The sequence below is a fragment of the Geodermatophilus sp. DSM 44513 genome (genome assembly GCF_032460525.1).
Lineage (GTDB): Bacteria > Actinomycetota > Actinomycetes > Mycobacteriales > Geodermatophilaceae > Geodermatophilus.
In genome coordinates this window covers 2,067,885-2,087,346 of record NZ_CP135963.1, presented here as the reverse complement: position 1 = coordinate 2,087,346, position 19,462 = coordinate 2,067,885, and the positions used below count along the sequence as shown (strand labels likewise).

The following is a 19,462-nucleotide window of genomic DNA, read 5'->3' as shown; positions in this document are numbered from 1 at the left end:
CCAGCAGAGTGGGCGCATGAGCCAGGACGCGCCCCGCGGCGTGGCCCGCAACACGTCGTCCTACGGGGACGCCGGCTTCAGCCGGTACCTGCGCGCGGCCTTCCTCGCCGGGGCCGGCTACGACGCCGACGACCTGTCCCGCCCGTTCGTCGGCATCGCCGACCTCGGCTCGGACTACAACCCCTGCCACCGGCTGATGCCCGCCCTCGTCGAGCAGGTCAAGCGCGGCGTGCTCGAGGCCGGCGGGCTGCCGTTCGTGTTCCCCACGATCAGCCTGCACGAGAGCTTCGCGGCCCCCACCATGCTCTACCGCAACCTCCTGGCCATGGAGACCGAGGAGATGGTCCGCGCCCAGCCGATGGACGCCGTCGTGCTGCTCGGCGGGTGCGACAAGACCGTGCCGGCCCAGCTCATGGCCGCCGCCTCCTCGGAGGTGCCGGTGGTCGTGGACGTCGTCGGCTCGATGACGTCCGGCTCCTTCGAGGGCGAGCGGCTCGGCGCCTGCACGGACTGCCGGCGCTTCTGGGCCCGGCACCGCAGCGGCGAGCTGGACGAGGGCCGGATCCGGGCGGTCGAGTCCGCGCTGGTCACCACCGCGGGCACCTGCATGGTGATGGGCACCGCCTCGACCATGGCGGCCATGGCCGAGACGCTGGGGATGATGCTGCCCGGCGGCGCCACGCCCCCGGCCCCGTCCGGTGACCGGCTGCGCCACGGCACCCTCAGCGGGCGGCGCGCCGTCGCCCTCGCCCGCGACCCGCTGCTGCCGCGCGAGGTCATGACGCGTGCGGCGTTCGAGAACGCGCTGGTCGTGCTGGCGGCGACGGGCGGCTCGACCAACGCGGTCGTCCACCTGCTCGCGGTGGCCCGGCGGGCCGGCGTGGACCTCACGCTGGACGACTTCGACCGCGTCTCCCGCGACACGCCCCTGCTGCTGGACCTCAAGCCCTCCGGGTCGCAGTACATGGAGGACCTGCACCACGCCGGCGGCGTCCCCGCGCTGCTCAAGGTGCTGGAGAGCCGCCTGGACCTCGACCACGTCGGGGTCCAGGCGGGACGTCGCTGGGCGAGCACCTCGCGTCGGTCCCTCCACCCGGCGCCTGGCAGACGGTCGTCCGCACCCTCGACGACCCGCTCGGACCCCCCGGCGCCCTGGCCGTCCTCCGGGGGTCGCTGGCGCCCGACGGTGCGGTGATCAAGGCCTCCGCCGCCACCCCCGGCCTGCTGCAGCACCGGGGCCCGGCGCTGGTGTTCGACTCCCCCGAGGACGCCGCGCGGCGCCTGGACGACCCCGACCTGGAGGTGACCGCCGACCACGTCCTGGTCATGCGCAACGCCGGCCCGATCGCGGCGGGCATGCCGGAGGCCGGGTCGCTGCCCATCCCCCGCAGGCTCGCCGAGGCCGGGGTCCGGGACATGGTCCGCGTCTCCGACGCCCGGATGAGCGGCACGTCCTACGGCACCGTCGTCCTGCACTGCTGCCCGGAGAGCGCCGCGGGCGGACCGCTCGCCCTGGTCCGGGACGGCGACCTCGTCGAGCTCGACGTACCCGGACGGCGGATCGACCTGCTGGTGGACGCCGAGGAGCTGGAGCGCAGGCGCGCTGACCTGCCGCCGTTCGCCGTCCCGCCCCGGGGCTGGCGGCACCTGTACGCCACCACGGTGCTGCCCGCGTCGCAGGGCGCCGACCTGGACTTCCTGTAGCCGGCCCGCCCCGCGGCGGTCAGCGCCTGGGCTTCTCGGTCCCCCGCCCCTCGCGGACCTTCACCGAGATCTCGATCGGCGTCCCGGAGAAGTCCCACCGCTCCCGGATCTTGCGCTCCAGGAACCGCCGGTAGCCGGCCTCGAGGAACCCGGTGGAGAACACCACGAACCGGGGCGGGCGGACGTCGGCCTGCGTCACGTACTTGACCTTCGGGGCGCGCCCGCCCCGGGCCGGCGGCGGCGTCTCCTGCACCAGCTGGCGGACGTAGGCGTTCAGCTCCGCCGTCGGCACGCGCGCCTCCCAGGAGGCCAGCGCCTCGCGCAGGTGCTGGGCCAGCTTGTCCACGCCGCGGCCGGTCAGCGCCGAGATGTTGACCCGCGCGGCCCACCTCACCCGGGCCAGGTCGCGCTCGACCTCGCGCTCCAACTGCAGGCGGCGGTCCTCGTCGAGGGTGTCCCACTTGTTGAACGCGATGACCAGCGCGCGGCCGGCCTCGACCACCTGGGTGATCACCCGCTGGTCCTGCTCGCTGACCACCTCGTCGGCGGCCAGCAGGACGACGGCGACCTCGGCGGCCTGGATGGCGGCCTCGGTACGCAGGCTGGCGTAGTACTCCATGCCGCTGGCGTTGTTCACCCTGCGGCGCAGCCCCGCGGTGTCGACGAACCGCCACTCCTCGCCGCCCAGGGTCACGATCGAGTCGACCGGGTCGACGGTGGTGCCGGCGCGCGCGTCCACGACCGAGCGCTCCTCGCGGGCCACCCGGTTGATCAGGCTGGACTTGCCGACGTTCGGCCGCCCGACCAGCGCCACCCGCCGCGGGCCGCCCGCCTCGTCCTCCTGCTCCCGCGGCGCCTCGGGCAGCGCGTCCAGGATCAGGTCCAGCAGGTCACCGCTGGCCCGTCCGTGCAGCGCGCTCACCGGCTGCGGCTCCCCGAGACCGAGTGACCACAGCTCCGAGGCGTTGGCCTCGCTGCGCTCGTCGTCGACCTTGTTGGCCACCGGGATCACCGGGCGGTCGCTGCGGCGCAGGATCCGCGCGGCGGCCAGGTCGGTGTCGGTCGCGCCGACCTGGCTGTCGACGACGAACACGATGACGTCGGCGGTCTTCATCGCGTACTCGGCCTGGCGGGTGATCGAGGCACCCAGGCCGCTGGCCTTGGGGTCCCAGCCGCCGGTGTCGACGACGGTGAACCGCTTGCCGTTCCACAGCGCCTCGTAGGCGATCCGGTCACGGGTGACGCCCGGGGTGTCCTGGACGACGGCGGCCCGGCGGCCCAGGAAGCGGTTGACCAGGGTGGACTTGCCGACGTTGGGCCGCCCGACGACGGCCACCACCGGCAGCGGCCCGGTCTGCTCGCTCACCGCGCGGCCCCCACCGTCGACAGCGCCAGCTCGACCACCCGGTCGACGACGCCCTCGCGGTCCAGGTGGGTGCTGTCGACGACCACGGCGTCCTCCGCGGGACGCAGCGGGCTGTCCGCGCGGCTGCTGTCGTACTCGTCGCGGCGGCGCAGGTCGGCGGCCAGCTCGGCCACCTCCGCCGGGTCGGTGGTGCCCAGCTGGGCGGCCCGCCGCTCGGCGCGGGCCTCGGGCGCCGCGGTCAGGTACACCTTCAGCGTCGCCTCGGGCAGCACGACGGTGCCGATGTCGCGGCCCTCGACGACGACCGCGTCGGCCGACGCCACCAGCGCGCGCTGCTGGTCGACCAGCCGGCGGCGCACCGAGGGCACCGCGGAGACCGCCGACACCGCGCGGGTGACCTCCGCGCTGCGGATGCGCACGGCGACGTCCACGCCGTCCACCTCCACCAGCTCGGTCTGCGCCTGCGTCCCGACCTCGATGTGCGCCGCGGCGACCACGGCGGCGACGGCCTCGGCGTCCTCCGGGTCCACCCCGGCGTCCAGCACCGCGACGGTCGCCGCGCGGTACATCGCCCCGGTGTCCAGGTAGGCCGCGCCCAGCCGGGTGGCCGCCTCACGGGCGACGCTGGACTTGCCCGTCCCCGACGGGCCGTCCAGGGCCACCTGCCCCACGAAGTCGCTCACTGTGCGATCGCTGCGCACAGTGGTGTCCGCTCGTCCCTCGCTCATGACGGACTCCTCGCTGACGCTCGTCGGCCGCACTCGCGACGCTGCTGTGCCCACCCGTGAGCTCGCGAGCTCGCTCACTGGGCGATGTCCCGCCGCAGCGCCGTCGCCCCGCGCAGGTACACGTGCTGCACCTCGGCGCGCGGCCGGTCGGTCTCCACGTGCGCCATCAGCCGCAGCACCCGCGGCAGCGCGTGCGGGACGCCGATCTCGGTGGCGCACATCAGCGGGACGTCGCCGAAGCCCAGCTCGCGGGCGGCCAGCGCGGGGAACTCCGAGACCAGGTCGGGGGTGGCGGTGAACAGGATGCTGATGACGTCGTCGTGCTCCAGCCGGTTGCGCTCCATCACCGCGCTGACCAGTTCGCGGGTCGCGTCGAGGACCTGCTCCCGCTCGTCGGCGTCGACCTGCGTCGCACCCCGGATGGCTCGGACGGCCACTGCACTCTCCTCGATCGCTGCGGGCCCACGGGTCGCCGTGGCCCTCGGTCGAGTCTAGGTATGCCCCGCCACCCGGCCCGCCCGGCGTCGTCCACCGGCCTCCCGGCGGCCTCCCGCGCGCGGAAGGCCGTCCCGGGGCGAGGCGACGCGGCCTTCCGCGCGCGGAAGTCCGCTGGGGGCAGGGTGCGGCGAGCTTCCGCGCGCGGGAGGCTGGCCCGGTCAGCGCGGGCGGGGGGCGGTGAGGTCGCGGACCTCGGCGTAGCGCTCGCGCACCCGCGGCACCGGGTCGGCCTCGTACCGCTCGGTGCCCGGCCGCTCCCACTCCGGCGGGGTGTCACCGCCGGCCAGCACCCAGGCCGCCTGCCGGGCCGCGCCGTCGGCCACGTACTCCCCCGGCGGCGGTGCGAGCACCGGCACCCCGAGGACGGCAGGGGCGATCCGCCGCAGCGCCTCCGACCGGGCACCCCCGCCGACGAGCAGCACCCGCCGGACCGCGGTACCGGTGGCGGCGACGGCGTCCAGCCCGTCGGCCAGCCCGCACAGCAGCCCCTCCACCGCGGCGCGGGCCAGGTGCGCGGGCTCCGCGGTGGCCAGCGTCAGACCGTGCAGGGCGCCGGTGGACTCCGGGCGGTCCGGCGTCCGCTCGCCCTCCAGGTAGGGCACCAGCACCAGCCCGCCGGCTCCGGGCGGGGCGGACAGCGCCAGCCGGGACAGCCCGTCGAGGTCCACCCCGAGCAGCCGGGCGGTCGCGTCGAGCACACGGGCAGCGTTGAGGGTGGCGACCAGCGGCAGGAACCGGCCGGTGGCGTCGGCGAACCCCGCGACGGTGCCGGACGGGTCGGCGGCCGGGGTGGTGGAGACGATCGACACGACGCCGGAGGTGCCGACCGAGCAGACGACGTCGCCGGGCTCGGCGGCCAGGCCCAGCGCCGCGGCGGCGTTGTCGCCGGTCCCCGGGCCCAGTACCACCCCGTCCGGCGTCGACCCGGCGCGCTCGGCCGGGCCGAGCACCCGCGGGACCAGCGCGGCGGAGCCGAGGGCGCGCTCCAGCAGGTCGGCCCGGTACTCCCCCGTCGCCGCGGACCAGTAGCCGGTGCCGCTGGCGTCGCCGCGGTCGGTGACCAGCGCCTCGGCACCGGGCGAGCCGGCCAGCCGCCAGGTCAGCCAGTCGTGCGGCAGGCAGACCGCGGCGGTGCGGGCGGCGTTGCCCGGTTCGTGCTCGGCCAGCCAGCGCAGCTTGGTCACCGTGAAGGAGGCCACCGGCACCACGCCCACCGCGTCGGCCCAGGCCTGCCCGCCGCCGAGCTCGGCGGTGAGGTCCCGGGCCGCGCCGGCCGAGCGGGTGTCGTTCCACAGCAGCGCGTCGCGGACCACCGCGCCGGCGTCGTCCAGGCACACCATGCCGTGCTGCTGGCCGCCCACGGCGAGCGCCGCGACGTCGTCCAGCCCGCCGGCCTGCGCCAGCGCCCGCTGCAGCGCGGACTCCCAGGCGGCCGGGTCGATCTCGGTGCCGTCCGGGTGCGGCGCCCGGCCCTCGCGCACCAGCGCGCCGGTCCGGGCGTCGCGGACGACGACCTTGCAGGCCTGCGTCGAGGAGTCGACCCCCGCGACCAGGAGCATCACCGGGCGCCGATCAGGTGCTCCACCGCCAGCTGGGCCAGCCGCACCTGCCCGCCCGGACGGCGGCCGGCGGCCTCGGCGTCGAACTCCTCGAACGCCGAGGGGTCGGCGAGCAGGTCCGCGGCGGTCTCCCCGTCGGCCAGCGTGGGCCGCGCCAGCTCCGGCACCCGGGCGGCGGCCAGCGCCTCGGCGACCTCCGGGTCGGCCCGGAAGGCCGCCGCCCGCTCGCGCAGCAGCAGGTAGGTGCGCATGTTGGCCGCCGCGGAGGTCCACACCCCGTCGAGGTCCTCGGTGCGCAGCGGCTTGTAGTCGAAGTGCCGCGGGCCGTCGTAGGCCGGGCCGCCGTCCGGGCCGCCGTGCTCGAGCAGGTCGACGGTGGCGAAGGCGCTGAGCAGGTCGCCGTGGCCGAACACCAGGTCCTGGTCGTACTTCGGCCCGTGCTGGCCGTTGAGGTCGATGTGGAACAGCTTGCCCTGCCACAGCGCCTGGGCGATGCCGTGCGTGAAGTTGAGCCCGGCCATCTGCTCGTGTCCCACCTCGGGGTTCAGGCCGACCAGGTCGGCGTGCTCGAGGGTGGAGATGAAGCCGAGGGCGTGCCCGATGGTGGGCAGGAAGATGTCGCCGCGCGGCTCGTTCGGCTTGGGCTCCAGGGCGAACCGCAGGCCGTAGCCGCGCTCCTCGCTGTACTGCGCCAGGGTGTCGATGCCCTCGCGGTAGCGGTCCAGCGCCGCCCGCAGGTCCTTGGCGGAGTCGACCTCGGCGCCCTCGCGGCCGCCCCACAGCACGTAGGTGCGCGCGCCGAGCTCCGCGGCGAGGTCCATGTTGCGCATGACCTTGCGCAGCGCGTACCGGCGGACGTCGCGGTCGTTGGCGGTGAGGGCGCCCTCCTTGAACACCGGGTGGGTGAACAGGTTGGTGGTGGCCATGGGGACGACCAGACCGGTCTCCTCCAGCGCCGCCCTGAACCGCTCGACGTGCCTGCTCCGGTCGGCGTCACCGCTGCCGGGCGGGACGAGGTCGTCGTCGTGGAAGGTCACGCCGGAGGCGCCCAGCTCGGCCAGCCGGTGCACGCTCTCGACCGGGTCCAGGCCTGCGCGGGTGGCGTCGCCGAAGGGGTCACGGGCCGGCCAGCCGACCGTCCACAGACCGAAGGTGAACGGGACGTCGCGGGGCTCTGCGGTCATAAGGGTGTCCCTCCATCGGGTTTGTTCTTCCATGGAACATAACCGGCCGGCCCACTAGCCTCAAGGGGTGACGCCGACCCCAGCGGCGCGGCAGTCGACGCTGCGCAGCAGCAACCTCGCGCTCGTGCTGCGCACCGTCTGCGCCCACGGCCCGCTGTCCCGCGCCGACGTCGCCGCCCGCACCGGGACCACGCGGGCGACCGCGGCCCGGCTGGTCGACGAGCTGGTCGCGGGCGGGCTGCTCGACGAGGGCGAGCGCCTGGCCCCGCCCCGGCGCGGGCGCCCGGCGACGCCGCTGCTGCCCGGCGCGCGCGTCGGGGCGCTGGGCCTGCAGGTGGACGCCGGTCTGCTCGCCGCCCGCGTGCTCGACCTGCGCGGCCGGGTGGTCGCCGAGCACGTCGAGGACGACGACCTGGTCGGCAGCGACCCGGCGGGCACGCTGGACCGGCTGGGCGCCCTGGCCGCCGGCCTGCTGGCCGGCCTGCCCGCGGGGCTCCGGCTGGCCGGCGCGGGCCTGGCGCTGCCCGGTCTGGTGGACGGCGACCTGCTGCTGCGGGCGCCGAACCTCGGCTGGACCGACGTCCCCGCGCCGGACCTGCTGGCCGCGCACCTGCCCGCCGGGCTGCGTCCGGTGCTCGGCAACGAGGCCGACCTGGCCGCGCGGACGGTGGCCGACGCCGCGCCCGGCCGGCCCGGCCGGACGCGGGACTTCCTGTACCTGTCCGGGCAGATCGGCATCGGCGGCGCGGCCGTGCTGGGCGGGCGGGTGCTGACCGGCAGCGCCGGGTGGGCCGGCGAGGTGGGGCACGTGTGCGTCGACCCCGCCGGGCCGGCCTGCCGGTGCGGCTCCACCGGCTGCCTGGAGCAGTACGCCGGACGGCACGCGCTGCTCAGCGCCGCCGGGCTGGCCCCGGACACCCCGCTCGCCGAGGTCGTGGCCCGGGCCGGGGAGCCGCGCGTGCGCCGGGCCCTCGACGCCGCGGCCGACGCGCTGGGGGTGGCGCTGGCCGGGGTGCTCAACGTGCTCGACCTGCCGGTCGTCGTCCTCACCGGGCACCTGGCCGCGCTCGCCGACGTGCTGCGCCCCCGGCTGGAGGAGCTGCTGTGCACGCGGGTGCTCTCGGCGCGCTGGCGCCGTCCGGCCGTCCTCGCCGTGCCCGGGGCACCGGCCGCGGGGGCCACGGGCGCGGCGCTGCAGGCGATGGACGGCGTCCTGGCCGACCCCGCCCGCCGGCTGGGCTAGAGCCCGACGGTGTCCTCCAGGGCGCCGAGCTCGGCGCGGGTGAGCCGGCGGATCGAGCCGCTGCGCATCCGCTCCAGCTTCACCGGCCCGACGGCGGTGCGGGTCAGCCGGGACACCGGCAGGCCGACGGAGGCCAGCAGCCGCCGCACGATGTGCTTGCGCCCCTCGTGCAGCACGACCTCGACCACCGACTGGCCGGCGTGGGTGTCCACGAGGCGGAAGGAGTCGACCTTCACCGGGCCGTCGTCCAACTGCACGCCGGCCCGCAGCCGGCGGCCCAGGTCGCGGGGCACCGAGCCGGACACCTGCGCCAGGTAGGTCTTCTTGACCTCGTAGGAGGGGTGGGCCAGCCGGTGGGCCAGCTCGCCGTCGTTGGTGACCAGCAGCAGGCCCTCGGTGTCCTGGTCCAGCCGGCCGACGTGCACCAGGCCGGGAGCCAGGTCGCCGACCATGTCGCCGACCGTCGGGCGGTTGCGGTCGTCGCTCATCGCGGTGATGACGCCGGTGGGTTTGTTCAGCGCGTAGGTCACCTTGTCGTCGCGCAGCTCGATGCGGCTGCCATCGACGGCGATCCGGTCGCGCAGCGGGTCGACCCGCATGCCCTGCACGGTCACGACCGCGCCGTTCACGCTGATCCGCCCCTGGTCGACCATGTTCTCCACGACCCGGCGCGAGCCGACCCCGGCGCGGGCGAGCACCTTCTGCAGCCGCTCCCCCTCCTCGGCGGCCTCGGTGCGCGCGCGGTCGGCGGGGTGGGGAGGGGCCAGCTCCAGGTCGGCGTCGTCGTACGGGGCGGTGTCCATCGCCGTCCAGTCTCCCACCCGGCACCCCCGCCGCTGTCCGCCCGCGTCCCGCACCCGTCGGCGCACCCCCGATCGGGCGGACCTCGGCGTCCGGCCCGCTCCCCGGGCCCGCCGTCGGGTAGGGCTGTCGTCGTGGCGGACGACGAGGGAGCGGCAGCCCGGCGGCGGCGACCGGAGCCGGCCGACCCGGCCACGCTGCGGGCGTGGCGGCGCACCGGCCTGGTGCTCGGCACCCCGGGCGCGCTGCTGGTGGTCGCCGCCGTGGTCACCGGCTCGCTCGGCGGGGGCTCCACGGCGGCCGGGCTGTCCGCCGTCGGCGCCCTGGCCGCGGCCGCGGCCGTGGTGTTCCTGCAGCGGGTGTGGTCCGAGCCGCGGCACCCCAGGACGCGGTTCACCGTCGTCGGGGAGCGGGCGGCGCGCGCGTTCTGGGCGCTGTGGGGCCTCGGCGTGCTGCTCAACGCCGTCCGCATCGTCCTCGGCGTGCCCGCGCTGGTCCCCCTCCAGGCCGGGGTCGGCCTGCTGCTGCTGGCCGCGCTCGTCGTCGTGCTGGTCACCGCCGCCCGCGTGCCCGCCGTCGCGGGGGACTGAGCAGCCCGGTTCAGGCGTCGGGGTGGTCGAGCAGGGTGGACGGGTCGGGCAGCAGCGGGCCCAGCTCGGGCAGCTCGTCGAGGCTCTCCAGGCCCAGCCGCTCCAGGAACAGCGACGTCGTGACGTACAGCCGACCGCCGCTGTCGGGGTCGGTGCCGACCTCGCGGACCAGCCCGCGGCCCAGCAGCGTGCGCATGACGCCGTCCACCGCGACGCCGCGGATGGCCGCCACCCGGGCGCGGGTCACCGGCTGGCGGTAGGCGATGACGGCCAGGGTCTCCAGCGAGGCCTGGGTGAGCCGGGCGCGCTGCCCCTCGGCGAGGTGGCGCTCGACGACGTCGGCGTACTGCTCGCGGGTGTACAGCCGCCAGCCCTCCCCCACCCGGCGCAGCGTGATGCCCGCGCCGCGCTCGTCGTAGCCGGCGGCCAGCTCGGTCAGCGCGGCGCGCACCTGCGGCAGCTCGCAGCGCAGCACGGCGGCCAGCGTGACCTCGTCGACCGCGGTGTCGGCGACGAAGAGCAGGGCCTCCAGCCCGCCGCGCAGCGCGGCCGGGTCCACCGGCGGCGACGGCTCGGCGGGCGGCTGGGCGGGCGACTCCACGGGCGGCCCGGGCGACGGTTTAGAGACGACGAGCAGCGGCGCCAGCTCCGGCAGTGGTTCCGGCTCCGCGACCGGGGCCGGTTCGGCCACCTCCGCCGGGCGCTCGCCCACCCGGGCGGCCAGCTCCGCGGCGACGGCGTCCCAGGTGGCCGGGTCGGCGCCGTCGCGGGCCCCGGCCTGCGCGCGGGTGGCGGCCAGCTCCTGCGCCAGCGCGTCCCAGGAGACCGGTGGCCGCTCGTCGCTCACGCGGCCTGCTCGGCGTCGGCCGGGCCGGGGCCGGCGCCACCGGTCCAGCGCACGTGCAGCTCGCCCAGGGGGGTGAGCTGCTCGAAGACGACGCGCTGCTGGCGGTAGAGCTCCAGCAGGGCGAGGAACCGGGCGATCACCTCGCGGGTGTGCCCGCAGTCGGCGGTCAGCGCGCGGAAGCTCGCCGTCCCGGCGCCGGAGAGCCGGTCGCTCACCAGGACCAGCTGCTCGGCCACGCTCACCGGCGGCGCGTGCAGGTGGGCCACGCCGACCGTCGGCGGTACCCGGGGGGTCAGCGCGCGGGCGGCCAGGGCGGCCAGCTGCTCGGGGGTGATTCCGAGCAGCACCTCGGGCAGCCACTCGGCGAAGCGCGGCTCGAGCGCGGCGTCGCGGGGGTGACGGCGGGCGGCGGTGGTCTCGCGCTCGCGCAGGAAGGCGGCCGCCCGCTTGTAGGCGCGGTACTGCAGCAGCCGGGCGAACAGCAGGTCACGGGCCTCCAGCAGCTCGAGGTCCTCGTCGTCCTCCACCTCGGCGGCGGGCAGCAGCCGGGCGGCCTTGAGGTCCAGCAGCGTGGCGGCGACGACGAGGAACTCGCTGGCCTGGTCGAGGTCGAGCTCGTCGCCCAGCGCCCGCAGGTGGGCGATGAAGTCGTCGGTGACCGTCGACAGCGCGATCTCGGTGACGTCCAGCCGGTGCCGGGCGATCAGCTGCAGCAGCAGGTCGAACGGCCCCTCGAAGTTGGCCAGCCGGACGGTGAAGCGCCCGGCGCCGGCCTGCGGGGTCTCCGGCGCGGTCACACCGTCAGCCTAGGAGCGGTCACCGACAGTGCCCGGCACCCCGCCCTCGTGCCGTGATCATCGGCGGGTGGCTGCTCGACACGCCGGCGGGGACGACCGGTCGCCGATGGTCACGGCAGCGGGGTCACGGTCGCGGCCGTCACTTCCGCAGCCGGTGCACCAGCACCGAGTCCTCGCCGCGCTCGGCGAGGTCGGCCAGCAGCACCGTGATCGCCTCGCGGACGATCCGGCCGCGGTCGGCGGCCACGCCGTGCTGGCCGCGCAGCGTCAGCCGCGCGCTCTCCAGGGCCAGCAGCTCGTCGGCGGAGATGTAGACGGTGATCTTCTCGTCGTGCCGGACCCGCTCGGTGCGCTGGGCGCGGCCGCGGCGGGCCGGACCGGGGACCGCCGCCGGCGGCGGGGTGCGGAAGCCGCCCAGCGGGTCGGCGTCACCGGCCCCGCCGGGCACGAGGGTCAGCGGCGCCGTCGGCTCCGGGGCGTCCTCGTTCCGGCGGTGGCCGCCGCGCAGCGCCGGGGAGTTGACCGTGGCGCTGATGCTGGGCAGCTCGGTGACCTCCGGCTCCGGCTGGGCGTCGGTGCGGCGGAACAGCTCGGCCGCACCCGGCAGGACGGGACGCCGTGTCACAGCGAGAGGACCTCCTTGGCCAGGTCGCGGTAGGCCGACGCACCGGAGGACGTCGGCGCCCAGGTGGTGATCGGCTGGCCGGCGACCGTGGTCTCGGGGAAGCGCACGGTCCGCTGGATGACGGTGCGGAACACGGTGTCGCCGAAGGCCTCGACGACCCGGCTGAACACCTCGCGGCAGTGCACGGTGCGCGCGTCGTACATCGTGGCGAGGATCCCGGAGATCTCCAGGTCGGGGTTGAGCCGCTCCTTGACCTTCTCGATGGTGTCGACCAACAGGGCCACCCCGCGCAGCGAGAAGAACTCGCACTCCAGCGGGATGACCACGCCCTGCGCGGCGGTCAGCGCGTTGACCGTCAGCAGGCCGAGGGAGGGCTGGCAGTCGATGAGGACGTAGTCGTACTCCTCGCGGACGTCGGCGAGCACCCGTAGCAGCGTCTGCTCCCGGGCCACCTCGCTGACCAGCTGGACCTCCGCCGCGGACAGGTCGATGTTGCTCGGCACCAGGTCCAGGCCGGGGATGTCGGTGGGCACCCGCACGTCGCGCAGCGAGGTGCGCCGCTCCATGAGGGCGTTGTAGATGGTCCGGTCCAGGTTCTGCGCCGGGACGCCGAGGCCGACCGACAGCGCGCCCTGCGGGTCCAGGTCGATGAGCAGCACCTTGCGGCCGTACTCGACCAGCGCGGCACCCAGGTTGATCGTCGACGTGGTCTTGCCGACGCCGCCCTTCTGGTTGCACATCGCGACGACCCGCGCGGGGCCGTGCCGGGTCAGCGGCTTGGGGTCGGGCAGCTTGCGCATGCGCGCGCGGGCCGGGTCCAGCCGCGGGGCAGCAGCACCCATCTCGGGCTCGGGGTCGGTCGGGAGCGCGAAGGCCTGACCGGCCGCGTCCCCTCGGATCGCCATCGCTGTCGTGTCCTCCACCTCGTGCCCGTCCCGGCCGGAGCGCCGGTGCGTCAGCCGATCTGCCGCGCGGGGTGCACCGACGGTAGGGAGACGACCACCGGCGGCCGAGGAGGCACGCCGGAAACGTGTCGACTTGGCGACGTCTGACAACACAGGCGTCACATCAAGCCGAGACCACTGGCACGACACGCCATGAGATCTGCGACCGACTGTCAGGTCAGCGCGCGGGGATGGCTGCTGGCGTACACCTCACGCAGCCGGTCGACGGTGACCAGGGTGTAGACCTGGGTGGTGGTCACCGAGGCGTGACCGAGCAGCTCCTGGACGACGCGGACGTCGGCCCCGCCGTCGAGCAGGTGGGTGGCGAAGGAGTGCCGCAGCGTGTGCGGCGAGACGCTCCGCGCCAGGTCGCCGTCCACCCCGCCGGCCCGCGCGGCCGCCGCCCGCAGGATCGACCAGGCGCTCTGCCGGGACAGCGTCCCGCCGCGGGCGTTGAGGAACAGCGCGCCGCCGCGCACGCCCGTGCGGCCCGCGGCGGCCAGCGCCGGCCGGGCACGCACCAGGTACTCCTCGACCGCGCGCAGCGCGAAGGACCCGACCGGCACGATCCGCTGCTTGCCGCCCTTGCCGGCCAGCCGCACCACCGACTGGCCGCGGTCGAGGTCGTCGACGGCCAGCCCGACCGCCTCGGAGATGCGCGCCCCGGTGCCGTACAGCACCTCGAGCAGGGCCCGGTCGCGCAGCCCGCGCGGGCCCTCCAGCGTGCCCGCGGCCTCGATCAGCGCGACCACCGACTGCACCGGGATCGCCTTGGGCAGCCGGCGCGCCGGCGACGGCGGGCGCACCTCGGCGGCGACGTCGTCGGGCACCAGGCCGTCGAGCAGCGCGAAGCGGTGCAGCCCGCGGACGGCGACCACCGCGCGCGCCGCCGAGGTGGGCGACAGCGGCGGGTGGTCCTCGTCGCCCTGCCGCAACGCCGCGAGGAAGCCGGCGACGTCGGACTCGGCGACCTCGCCCAGCCCGCGCACGCCGGCCGCGTCGAGGAACTGCGCGTAGCGGCGCAGGTCGCGGCGGTAGGAGGTGATGGTGTTGGCGGCCAGGCCGCGCTCGACGGTGAGGTGGTCGAGGTAGCCGGAGACCGCCCGCGCCACGTCGCCGGCGGTGGGGGTGGCGGTGGTCAGGGCAGCACCTCCGCCAGCGCGACGGCGGCCATCCCGTGCGCCTCGGCGACCTCGGGCAGCACCACCTGACCGGCCACCACGTTGACCCCGTGGGCGAGTGCGGGGTCGGCGTGCACGGCGTCGGCGGTGCCCCGGCCGGCCAACGCCATGACGTAGGGCAGCGTCACGTTGGTGAGCGCGTGCGTGGAGGTGTTGGGCACCGCGCCGGGCATGTTGGCCACGCAGTAGAAGACCGACTCGTGCACCCGGAAGGTCGGGTCGTCGTGCGTCGTGGGCCGGCTGTCCTCGAAGCAGCCGCCCTGGTCCACGGCGATGTCGACCAGCACCGACCCCGGCTTCATCCGCTTGACCAGGTCGTTGCTCACCAGGGTGGGCGCCTTGGCACCGGGGACCAGCACCGCGCCGATGACCAGGTCGGCGTCCAGGACGGCCCGCTCCACCTCGTAGGCGTTGGAGGTCACCGTCTGCAGGTGCCCGCGGTAGACGGTGTCCGCGGCGCGCAGCTTGTCGACGTCGCGGTCCAGCACGACGACCTCGGCCTGCATGCCCAGGGCGATGGTGGCCGCACTCATGCCCGACACCCCGGCCCCGATGACGACGACCTTGGCCGCGTACACCCCGGAGACACCGCCGAGCAGCACCCCGCGCCCGCCGTGCGCCCGCTCCAGGCTGTGCGCCCCGACCTGCGGCGCCATGCGGCCGGCGACCTCGCTCATCGGGGCCAGCAGGGGCAGCGCGCCGCGGGCGGTCTGCACCGTCTCGTAGGCGATCGCGGTGGTGCCGGAGGCGACCAGGGCGTCGGTGCACTCCCGGGACGCGGCCAGGTGCAGGTAGGTGAACAGCGTCTGCCCGGCCCGCAGCCGGGGGTACTCCTCGGCGACCGGCTCCTTGACCTTGAGCAGCAGGTCGGCGTCGGCCCACACGTCGTCGGCGTCGGCCACGATGGTGGCCCCGGCGGCGGTGTAGTCGGCGTCCGGGATGGACGAGCCCTCCCCCGCCCCCCGCTCGACGAGCACCGTGTGCCCGGCCCGCGCCAGCTCGGTCACCCCCGCAGGGGTGAGCGCCACCCGGTACTCCCGGTTCTTGACCTCTCGGGGAACCCCGACCCGCATCGCCGACACTCCTGGTCCCGGTGGCGCGGCCCGAGGGTGACGGGCGTCCCACCGTCTCGTGGGCGCACCCGATCGGGGCGCGCCTCGCGCGGAGTGTAAGCAGCGGCGGACGCTGCGGACGGCCCGGCGTGCCGGGCCCACCCTCCGGGGGTGGGCCCTCCCTCAGCCGGCCGCGGTCGCGTACCCGCAGGCGGTGACGGCGGCGGCGCACACGTCCTCGTCCTGCTGGCCGGTGCCGCCGCTGGCGCCCAGTGCCCCGACCAGCCGCCCGTCCGCGTAGACCGGCACGGCGCCGGGCTGCGGCGTGAAGCGGCCGGCGGTCATCGCGGTCAGCGCGGTGGAGAAGTTGGGCAGGCTGTCCATCTTGGCCTTCTGCCCGGCGCTGGGCATGCCGTAGGCCGCCGCGGTCCAGGCCTTGCCCTGGGCGACGTCGGTGGAGATCCACGGGGCGCCGTCGGTGCGCAGCAGGGCCACGAGGTGGCCGGCGGGGTCCATGACGGCGAAGGACATGGGCACGCCGACGCGGGCGCACTCGTCGCGGGCGGCGGTCAGCAGGGCCTGGGCCTGCTCGGAGGTCAGCACGGGCCCACCCTGCCAGCACCGCCGGGTGCTCCGCCTGCGGGGCGCCGTCCCGGGGCGGAGGGTGGGCGGGTCAGCCGCCTGCGCAGGAGGAGTGCCCGTGGCCCTGTACGCCCCGTCCCCGGCCGTGCGCGCCCGCCAGCTGGCCGCCGACCTCGGGCTGGTCGCCTGGCTGGTGCTCTGGGTGGTCGTGGCCCGCACGGTGCACGGCGCGGTGCTGGCCCTGGCCGGGCCCGGCCGCGCGGTCGAGGACCTGGGCGCCTCGGTGGCCGGCAGCATGTCCTCGGCCGCGGAGGTGGCCGAGGACGTGCCGGTCGTCGGCGACGAGCTGGCCGCGCCGTTCGCCGCGCTCGGCTCGGCCGGCGGGTCGGTGGGCGGGGCGGGCCAGGCCGCGGTGGACGCCGTCGGCACGCTGGCCACGGTGCTCGCCGTCGTCCTGGTGCTGCTGCCGGTGGGCTGGGCGCTGCTGCGCTGGCTGCCGTGGCGGCTGGGCTGGGTGCGGGCCGCCGGGGCCGCCGGGCGGCTGGCCGCGGCCGACCCGGGCGTGCTGGCGGCGCGGGCGCTGGCCACCGCCCCGCTGTCCCGGCTGGCCGCCCTGCCGCCGGGCACCGCGGACGCCTGGCGGGCCGGCGACCCGGCCGCGACGCGGGCGCTGGCGGCCGTGGAGCTGGAACGGCTGGGGCTGTCCGGTTGGGGTTGAGGGGACGGCTGTGGCTGCCGATGTCCGGGGAGGACACCGGGGAGGCAGGGCGTGGGACGGCGGGCAGCACGGCGGGGACGCGGGACCGGCACGGTCGCCGCGGTGGCCGCGGTCGGCCTGATCGCGCTGAGCGGCCCGGTCACCGAGGTCGCCGCGACGCTCACCGCCACCCGGACGGCGCTGCCCGCGGTCCCCGCACCGGCGGCAGCGGTGCCCGGCCCGGTGCGCGTGCTCGCCGTCGCGCCCGCGGCGCCGGTCGCCGTCCCCCCGGTGGACGGCGTCGACATCCCCCGTCCCCGGCCGATCGAGGTCGCGGTGCGGCCCGGCGTCCCCCGCGGCGTCGCGCTGGAGCTGACGGTGCCCGAGGCGCCGTGCGGCGGCTACGGCAACCCGCGGCGGATCGTCCCGGGAGTGCTGCCCGGCGTGGCGTCGGCGACGGTGAGCTGGCAGGCCGACGGGCGCGCCGAGGTGCAGCAGTACCGGGTGCAGGCGGTCGCTCAGCGGCTGGTCAGCGGGCCGCAGCCCGACCCGCCGGTGCAGCTGGCCGCCCAGCCCGAGGACTGCGTGCCGGTCACCGTCGCCTTCGCCGGGCTCACCCCCGGCGACCCCTACGTGTTCTGGCTGGAGGAGGAGGTGCGCGGCGTCGACGGCGTGCTGCGCTGGGTGCAGGTGGGCACCTCCGACGCCGTCGTCATCTCCTGACGTCCGACGCGGACCGCCATTGTCGCGACAAAGGCGGACCTACCCCGCGTCGGCGGGGCGCAGGGTGGCGCCGGTCGCGCGGGCGTGTGCGGCGCCCAGCACGCCGATGACCGCCGAGGAGTTGCGGATCCCCCCGGCGAACACCCGCTGCACGGCCTCGTCCAGCGGCACCCGCTCCACGGTCATGTCCAGCTCCTCGTGCTCCACGACGAAGCCCTCTGGGAGGTCGACGGCGATGAGCCCCTCGGCGAGGTAGACGAGCACCTGCTCGGTGCAGAAGCCCGGGGTGCTGTAGCTGGTGGCCAGCAGCGACCAGCGCTCGGCAGCCAGCCCCGCCTCCTCGGCCAGCTCCCGCCGCGCGGTGGCCAGAGGGGCCTCGCCGTCGGCGTCGCGCAGGCCGGCGGGCAGCTCCCACAGGTAGCCGCGCACCGGGTGCCGGTACTGGCGGACCAGCACGATGCGGCCCTCGTCGTCCACCGCGGCGACGGCCACCGCGCCGATGTGCCGCACCACCTCGCGGACGCTGTCCCCGCCGCCGGGCATGGCCACGGTGTCCTTGACCAGGGTGGTGATCCGGCCCTCGTGCACGACCTCGGTGCCCAGCACCTCGTACTCGCCGGGCCGGGCGGGCTCCACCACGGTCAGATCCCGACCTTCTCGGCCTCGTCGAGCGGCACGGGCAGCCGCGCGGACTCCGAGAAGTCGATCGCGGCCTGCACGAAGGCGGCGAACAGCGGGTGCGGCCGGGTCGGGCGGCTCTTGAGCTCCGGGTGCGCCTGGGTGCCGACGAAGAAGGGGTGCACCTCGCGGGGCAGCTCGGCGAACTCGACCAGCAGCCCGTCCGGGGAGGTGCCGGAGAAGACCAGCCCGGCCTCGCCGATCCGGTCGCGGTAGGCGTTGGCCACCTCGTAGCGGTGCCGGTGCCGCTCGGTGATCTCCGTCGCGCCGTAGGCCTGGGCGACGACCGACCCGCGCAGCAGCGTGGCCGGGTAGCTGCCCAGCCGCATGGTGCCGCCCATGTCGCCGCGCCCGGCGACCACGTCCACCTGGCTGGCCATCGTGGCGATGACCGCGTCGGGGGTGTCGGGGTCGAACTCCGCGGAGTTGGCCCCGGTCAGCCCGGCCAGGTTGCGCGCGGCCTCGATGACCATGCACTGGAGGCCCAGGCACAGCCCCAGCAGGGGGACGCCGTTGACGCGGGCGTGGCGGACGGCGCCGAGCTTGCCCTCGATGCCGCGCACCCCGAACCCGCCGGGCACGCAGATGCCGTCGACCCCGGCCAGCGCCCGTTCGGCGCCCTCGGGCGTCTGGCAGTCGTCCGACGGCACCCAGCGGATCTGCACCCGGCTGCGGTGGGCGAACCCGCCGGCCCGCAGCGCCTCGGTGACCGACAGGTAGGCGTCGGGCAGGTCGATGTACTTGCCGACCAGCGCGATGGTGACCGTCTGCCTCGGCGCGTGCACCCGGTCGAGCAGGTCCCCCCACACGGTCCAGTCGACGTCCCGGAAGGGCAGGCCCAGCCGGCGGACGACGTAGGCGTCCAGGCCCTCGCGGTGCAGCACCTTGGGGATGTCGTAGATCGACGGCGCGTCCGGGCAGGAGATGACGCCCTCGGCGTCCACGTCGCACATCAGGCTGATCTTGCGCTTGAGGCCGGTGCCGATCTCCCGGTCCGACCGGCAGACCACCGCGTCGGGCTGGATGCCGATGTTGCGCAGCGCGGCCACCGAGTGCTGGGTCGGCTTGGTCTTCAGCTCCCCGGACGGCGCGATGTAGGGCACCAGGGAGATGTGCAGGAAGAAGCAGTTGCCCCGCCCGATCTCGTGGCGAACCTGGCGGGCGGCCTCCAGGAAGGGCAGCGACTCGATGTCGCCGACGGTGCCGCCGACCTCGGTGATGACCACGTCGACGCGGTCGGGCCCCTGCGCCGCGGCGAGGATGCGCGCCTTGATCTCGTTGGTGATGTGCGGGATGACCTGCACGGTGTCGCCCAGGTACTCCCCGCGCCGCTCCTTGGCGATCACTTCGGAGTACACCTGGCCGGTGGTCACGTTGGACCGGCCGCTCAGGTCGGTGTCCAGGAACCGCTCGTAGTGCCCGACGTCGAGGTCGGTCTCGGCGCCGTCCTCGGTGACGAAGACCTCGCCGTGCTGGAACGGGTTCATCGTCCCGGGGTCGACGTTGAGGTAGGGGTCCAGCTTCTGCATCGTGACCCGCAGGCCGCGGCCGGTCAGCAGGGCGCCCAGGGAGCTCGCCGTCAGGCCCTTGCCGAGGGAGGACACGACCCCGCCGGTGACGAAGACGAACTTCGTCGGCTGGGAGTTGTGGAGCAGGCCCCGTG

The 19,462-nt window shown here is 76.1% G+C and carries 20 protein-coding genes and 1 pseudogene; 6 read left to right on the top strand and 15 right to left on the bottom strand.

Annotation, left to right across the window (positions count from 1 at the left end):
• Window positions 1–16: 16 nt before the first annotated feature.
• Both RTG05_RS10130 and RTG05_RS10125 read left to right on the top strand, forming a co-directional pair.
• A pseudogene (locus RTG05_RS10130) lies at window positions 17–991 on the top strand (dihydroxy-acid dehydratase); the annotation flags it as partial.
• Window positions 992–1,062: 71 nt separating this feature from the next.
• Window positions 1,063–1,704 carry an IlvD/Edd family dehydratase gene (locus tag RTG05_RS10125; RefSeq protein WP_315912574.1) on the top strand — a complete coding sequence of 214 codons (642 nt, stop codon included), beginning with the start codon at window positions 1,063–1,065 and terminating at the stop codon, window positions 1,702–1,704.
• 19 nt (window positions 1,705–1,723) lie between these two features.
• Here the strand turns inward: RTG05_RS10125 and der are convergent, their stop codons facing one another.
• The 5 genes from der to xylA form a co-directional block, all read right to left on the bottom strand.
• Window positions 1,724–3,070, bottom strand: coding sequence for a ribosome biogenesis GTPase Der (der, locus tag RTG05_RS10120; protein ID WP_166528521.1), 1,347 nt, complete (start codon window positions 3,068–3,070; stop codon window positions 1,724–1,726).
• Complete coding sequence (cmk, locus tag RTG05_RS10115; protein WP_208104887.1) at window positions 3,067–3,798, bottom strand: (d)CMP kinase; 732 nt, start codon at window positions 3,796–3,798, stop codon at window positions 3,067–3,069. The genes der and cmk overlap by 4 nt, the downstream gene beginning before the upstream one ends.
• A gap of 74 nt (window positions 3,799–3,872) precedes the next feature.
• Window positions 3,873–4,235: a chorismate mutase gene (gene aroH / locus RTG05_RS10110; protein WP_166528520.1), complete on the bottom strand. Its 363-nt coding sequence runs from the start codon at window positions 4,233–4,235 to the stop codon at window positions 3,873–3,875.
• Between the two features lie 219 nt (window positions 4,236–4,454).
• Window positions 4,455–5,855 (bottom strand): xylulokinase, encoded by a 1,401-nt coding sequence (gene xylB / locus RTG05_RS10105; protein WP_166529656.1) that lies wholly within the window; start codon window positions 5,853–5,855, stop codon window positions 4,455–4,457.
• On the bottom strand, window positions 5,855–7,039 hold the full coding sequence (xylA, locus tag RTG05_RS10100; RefSeq protein ID WP_166528519.1) for a xylose isomerase: 1,185 nt from the start codon (window positions 7,037–7,039) through the stop codon (window positions 5,855–5,857). The genes xylB and xylA overlap by 1 nt, the downstream gene beginning before the upstream one ends.
• Window positions 7,040–7,106: 67 nt before the next feature.
• Here xylA and RTG05_RS10095 point away from each other — a divergent pair, with 67 nt between their 5' ends.
• Window positions 7,107–8,282: an ROK family protein gene (locus tag RTG05_RS10095; RefSeq protein WP_166528518.1), complete on the top strand. Its 1,176-nt coding sequence runs from the start codon at window positions 7,107–7,109 to the stop codon at window positions 8,280–8,282.
• Here RTG05_RS10095 and RTG05_RS10090 read toward each other — a convergent pair.
• Complete coding sequence (locus RTG05_RS10090; RefSeq protein WP_166528517.1) at window positions 8,279–9,085, bottom strand: pseudouridine synthase; 807 nt, start codon at window positions 9,083–9,085, stop codon at window positions 8,279–8,281. The two genes, RTG05_RS10095 and RTG05_RS10090, sit on opposite strands and share 4 nt — an antisense overlap.
• Window positions 9,086–9,217: 132 nt before the next feature.
• On the opposite strand from RTG05_RS10090, the gene RTG05_RS10085 reads away from it, so the two are divergent.
• Window positions 9,218–9,673, top strand: a complete 456-nt coding sequence (locus RTG05_RS10085) for a hypothetical protein (protein WP_166528516.1) — start codon at window positions 9,218–9,220, stop codon at window positions 9,671–9,673.
• Window positions 9,674–9,683: 10 nt separating this feature from the next.
• Here the strand turns inward: RTG05_RS10085 and scpB are convergent, their stop codons facing one another.
• The 7 genes from scpB to RTG05_RS10050 all read right to left on the bottom strand — a co-directional run bounded on the left by scpB (window position 9,684) and on the right by RTG05_RS10050 (window position 15,722).
• Window positions 9,684–10,520 (bottom strand): SMC-Scp complex subunit ScpB, encoded by an 837-nt coding sequence (gene scpB, locus RTG05_RS10080; protein ID WP_166528515.1) that lies wholly within the window; start codon window positions 10,518–10,520, stop codon window positions 9,684–9,686.
• Window positions 10,517–11,317, bottom strand: a complete 801-nt coding sequence (locus RTG05_RS10075) for a segregation and condensation protein A (protein ID WP_166528514.1) — start codon at window positions 11,315–11,317, stop codon at window positions 10,517–10,519. The genes scpB and RTG05_RS10075 overlap by 4 nt, the downstream gene beginning before the upstream one ends.
• 139 nt (window positions 11,318–11,456) lie before the next feature.
• A complete protein-coding gene (locus tag RTG05_RS10070; protein ID WP_208104886.1) occupies window positions 11,457–11,942 on the bottom strand; it encodes a hypothetical protein in 486 nt (161 codons plus the stop codon).
• On the bottom strand, window positions 11,939–12,847 hold the full coding sequence (locus RTG05_RS10065; RefSeq protein ID WP_315912517.1) for a ParA family protein: 909 nt from the start codon (window positions 12,845–12,847) through the stop codon (window positions 11,939–11,941). Before RTG05_RS10065 ends, RTG05_RS10070 begins: the two co-directional genes overlap by 4 nt.
• A gap of 212 nt (window positions 12,848–13,059) precedes the next feature.
• On the bottom strand, window positions 13,060–13,998 hold the full coding sequence (locus tag RTG05_RS10060) for a site-specific tyrosine recombinase XerD (RefSeq protein ID WP_208104885.1): 939 nt from the start codon (window positions 13,996–13,998) through the stop codon (window positions 13,060–13,062).
• 26 nt (window positions 13,999–14,024) lie between these two features.
• Window positions 14,025–15,140 (bottom strand): alanine dehydrogenase, encoded by a 1,116-nt coding sequence (gene ald / locus RTG05_RS10055; RefSeq protein WP_166528513.1) that lies wholly within the window; start codon window positions 15,138–15,140, stop codon window positions 14,025–14,027.
• Window positions 15,141–15,302: 162 nt separating this feature from the next.
• A complete protein-coding gene (locus RTG05_RS10050; protein ID WP_166528512.1) occupies window positions 15,303–15,722 on the bottom strand; it encodes a GlcG/HbpS family heme-binding protein in 420 nt (139 codons plus the stop codon).
• Between the two features lie 97 nt (window positions 15,723–15,819).
• Between RTG05_RS10050 and RTG05_RS10045 the strand changes: the two genes are divergently transcribed.
• Window positions 15,820–16,419, top strand: a complete 600-nt coding sequence (locus tag RTG05_RS10045; protein WP_166528511.1) for a hypothetical protein — start codon at window positions 15,820–15,822, stop codon at window positions 16,417–16,419.
• Window positions 16,420–16,521: 102 nt separating this feature from the next.
• Window positions 16,522–17,121: a hypothetical protein gene (locus RTG05_RS10040; RefSeq protein WP_166528510.1), complete on the top strand. Its 600-nt coding sequence runs from the start codon at window positions 16,522–16,524 to the stop codon at window positions 17,119–17,121.
• 39 nt (window positions 17,122–17,160) lie between these two features.
• Here RTG05_RS10040 and RTG05_RS10035 read toward each other — a convergent pair whose 3' ends face one another.
• Together RTG05_RS10035 and RTG05_RS10030 are read right to left on the bottom strand one after the other, a co-directional pair.
• Window positions 17,161–17,760 carry an NUDIX domain-containing protein gene (locus RTG05_RS10035; protein WP_166528509.1) on the bottom strand — a complete coding sequence of 200 codons (600 nt, stop codon included), beginning with the start codon at window positions 17,758–17,760 and terminating at the stop codon, window positions 17,161–17,163.
• A gap of 2 nt (window positions 17,761–17,762) precedes the next feature.
• The gene (locus tag RTG05_RS10030) at window positions 17,763–19,454 is read right to left on the bottom strand and encodes a CTP synthase (protein WP_166529653.1); all 1,692 of its coding nucleotides are present in this window, start codon (window positions 19,452–19,454) and stop codon (window positions 17,763–17,765) included.
• Window positions 19,455–19,462: the final 8 nt, after the last annotated feature.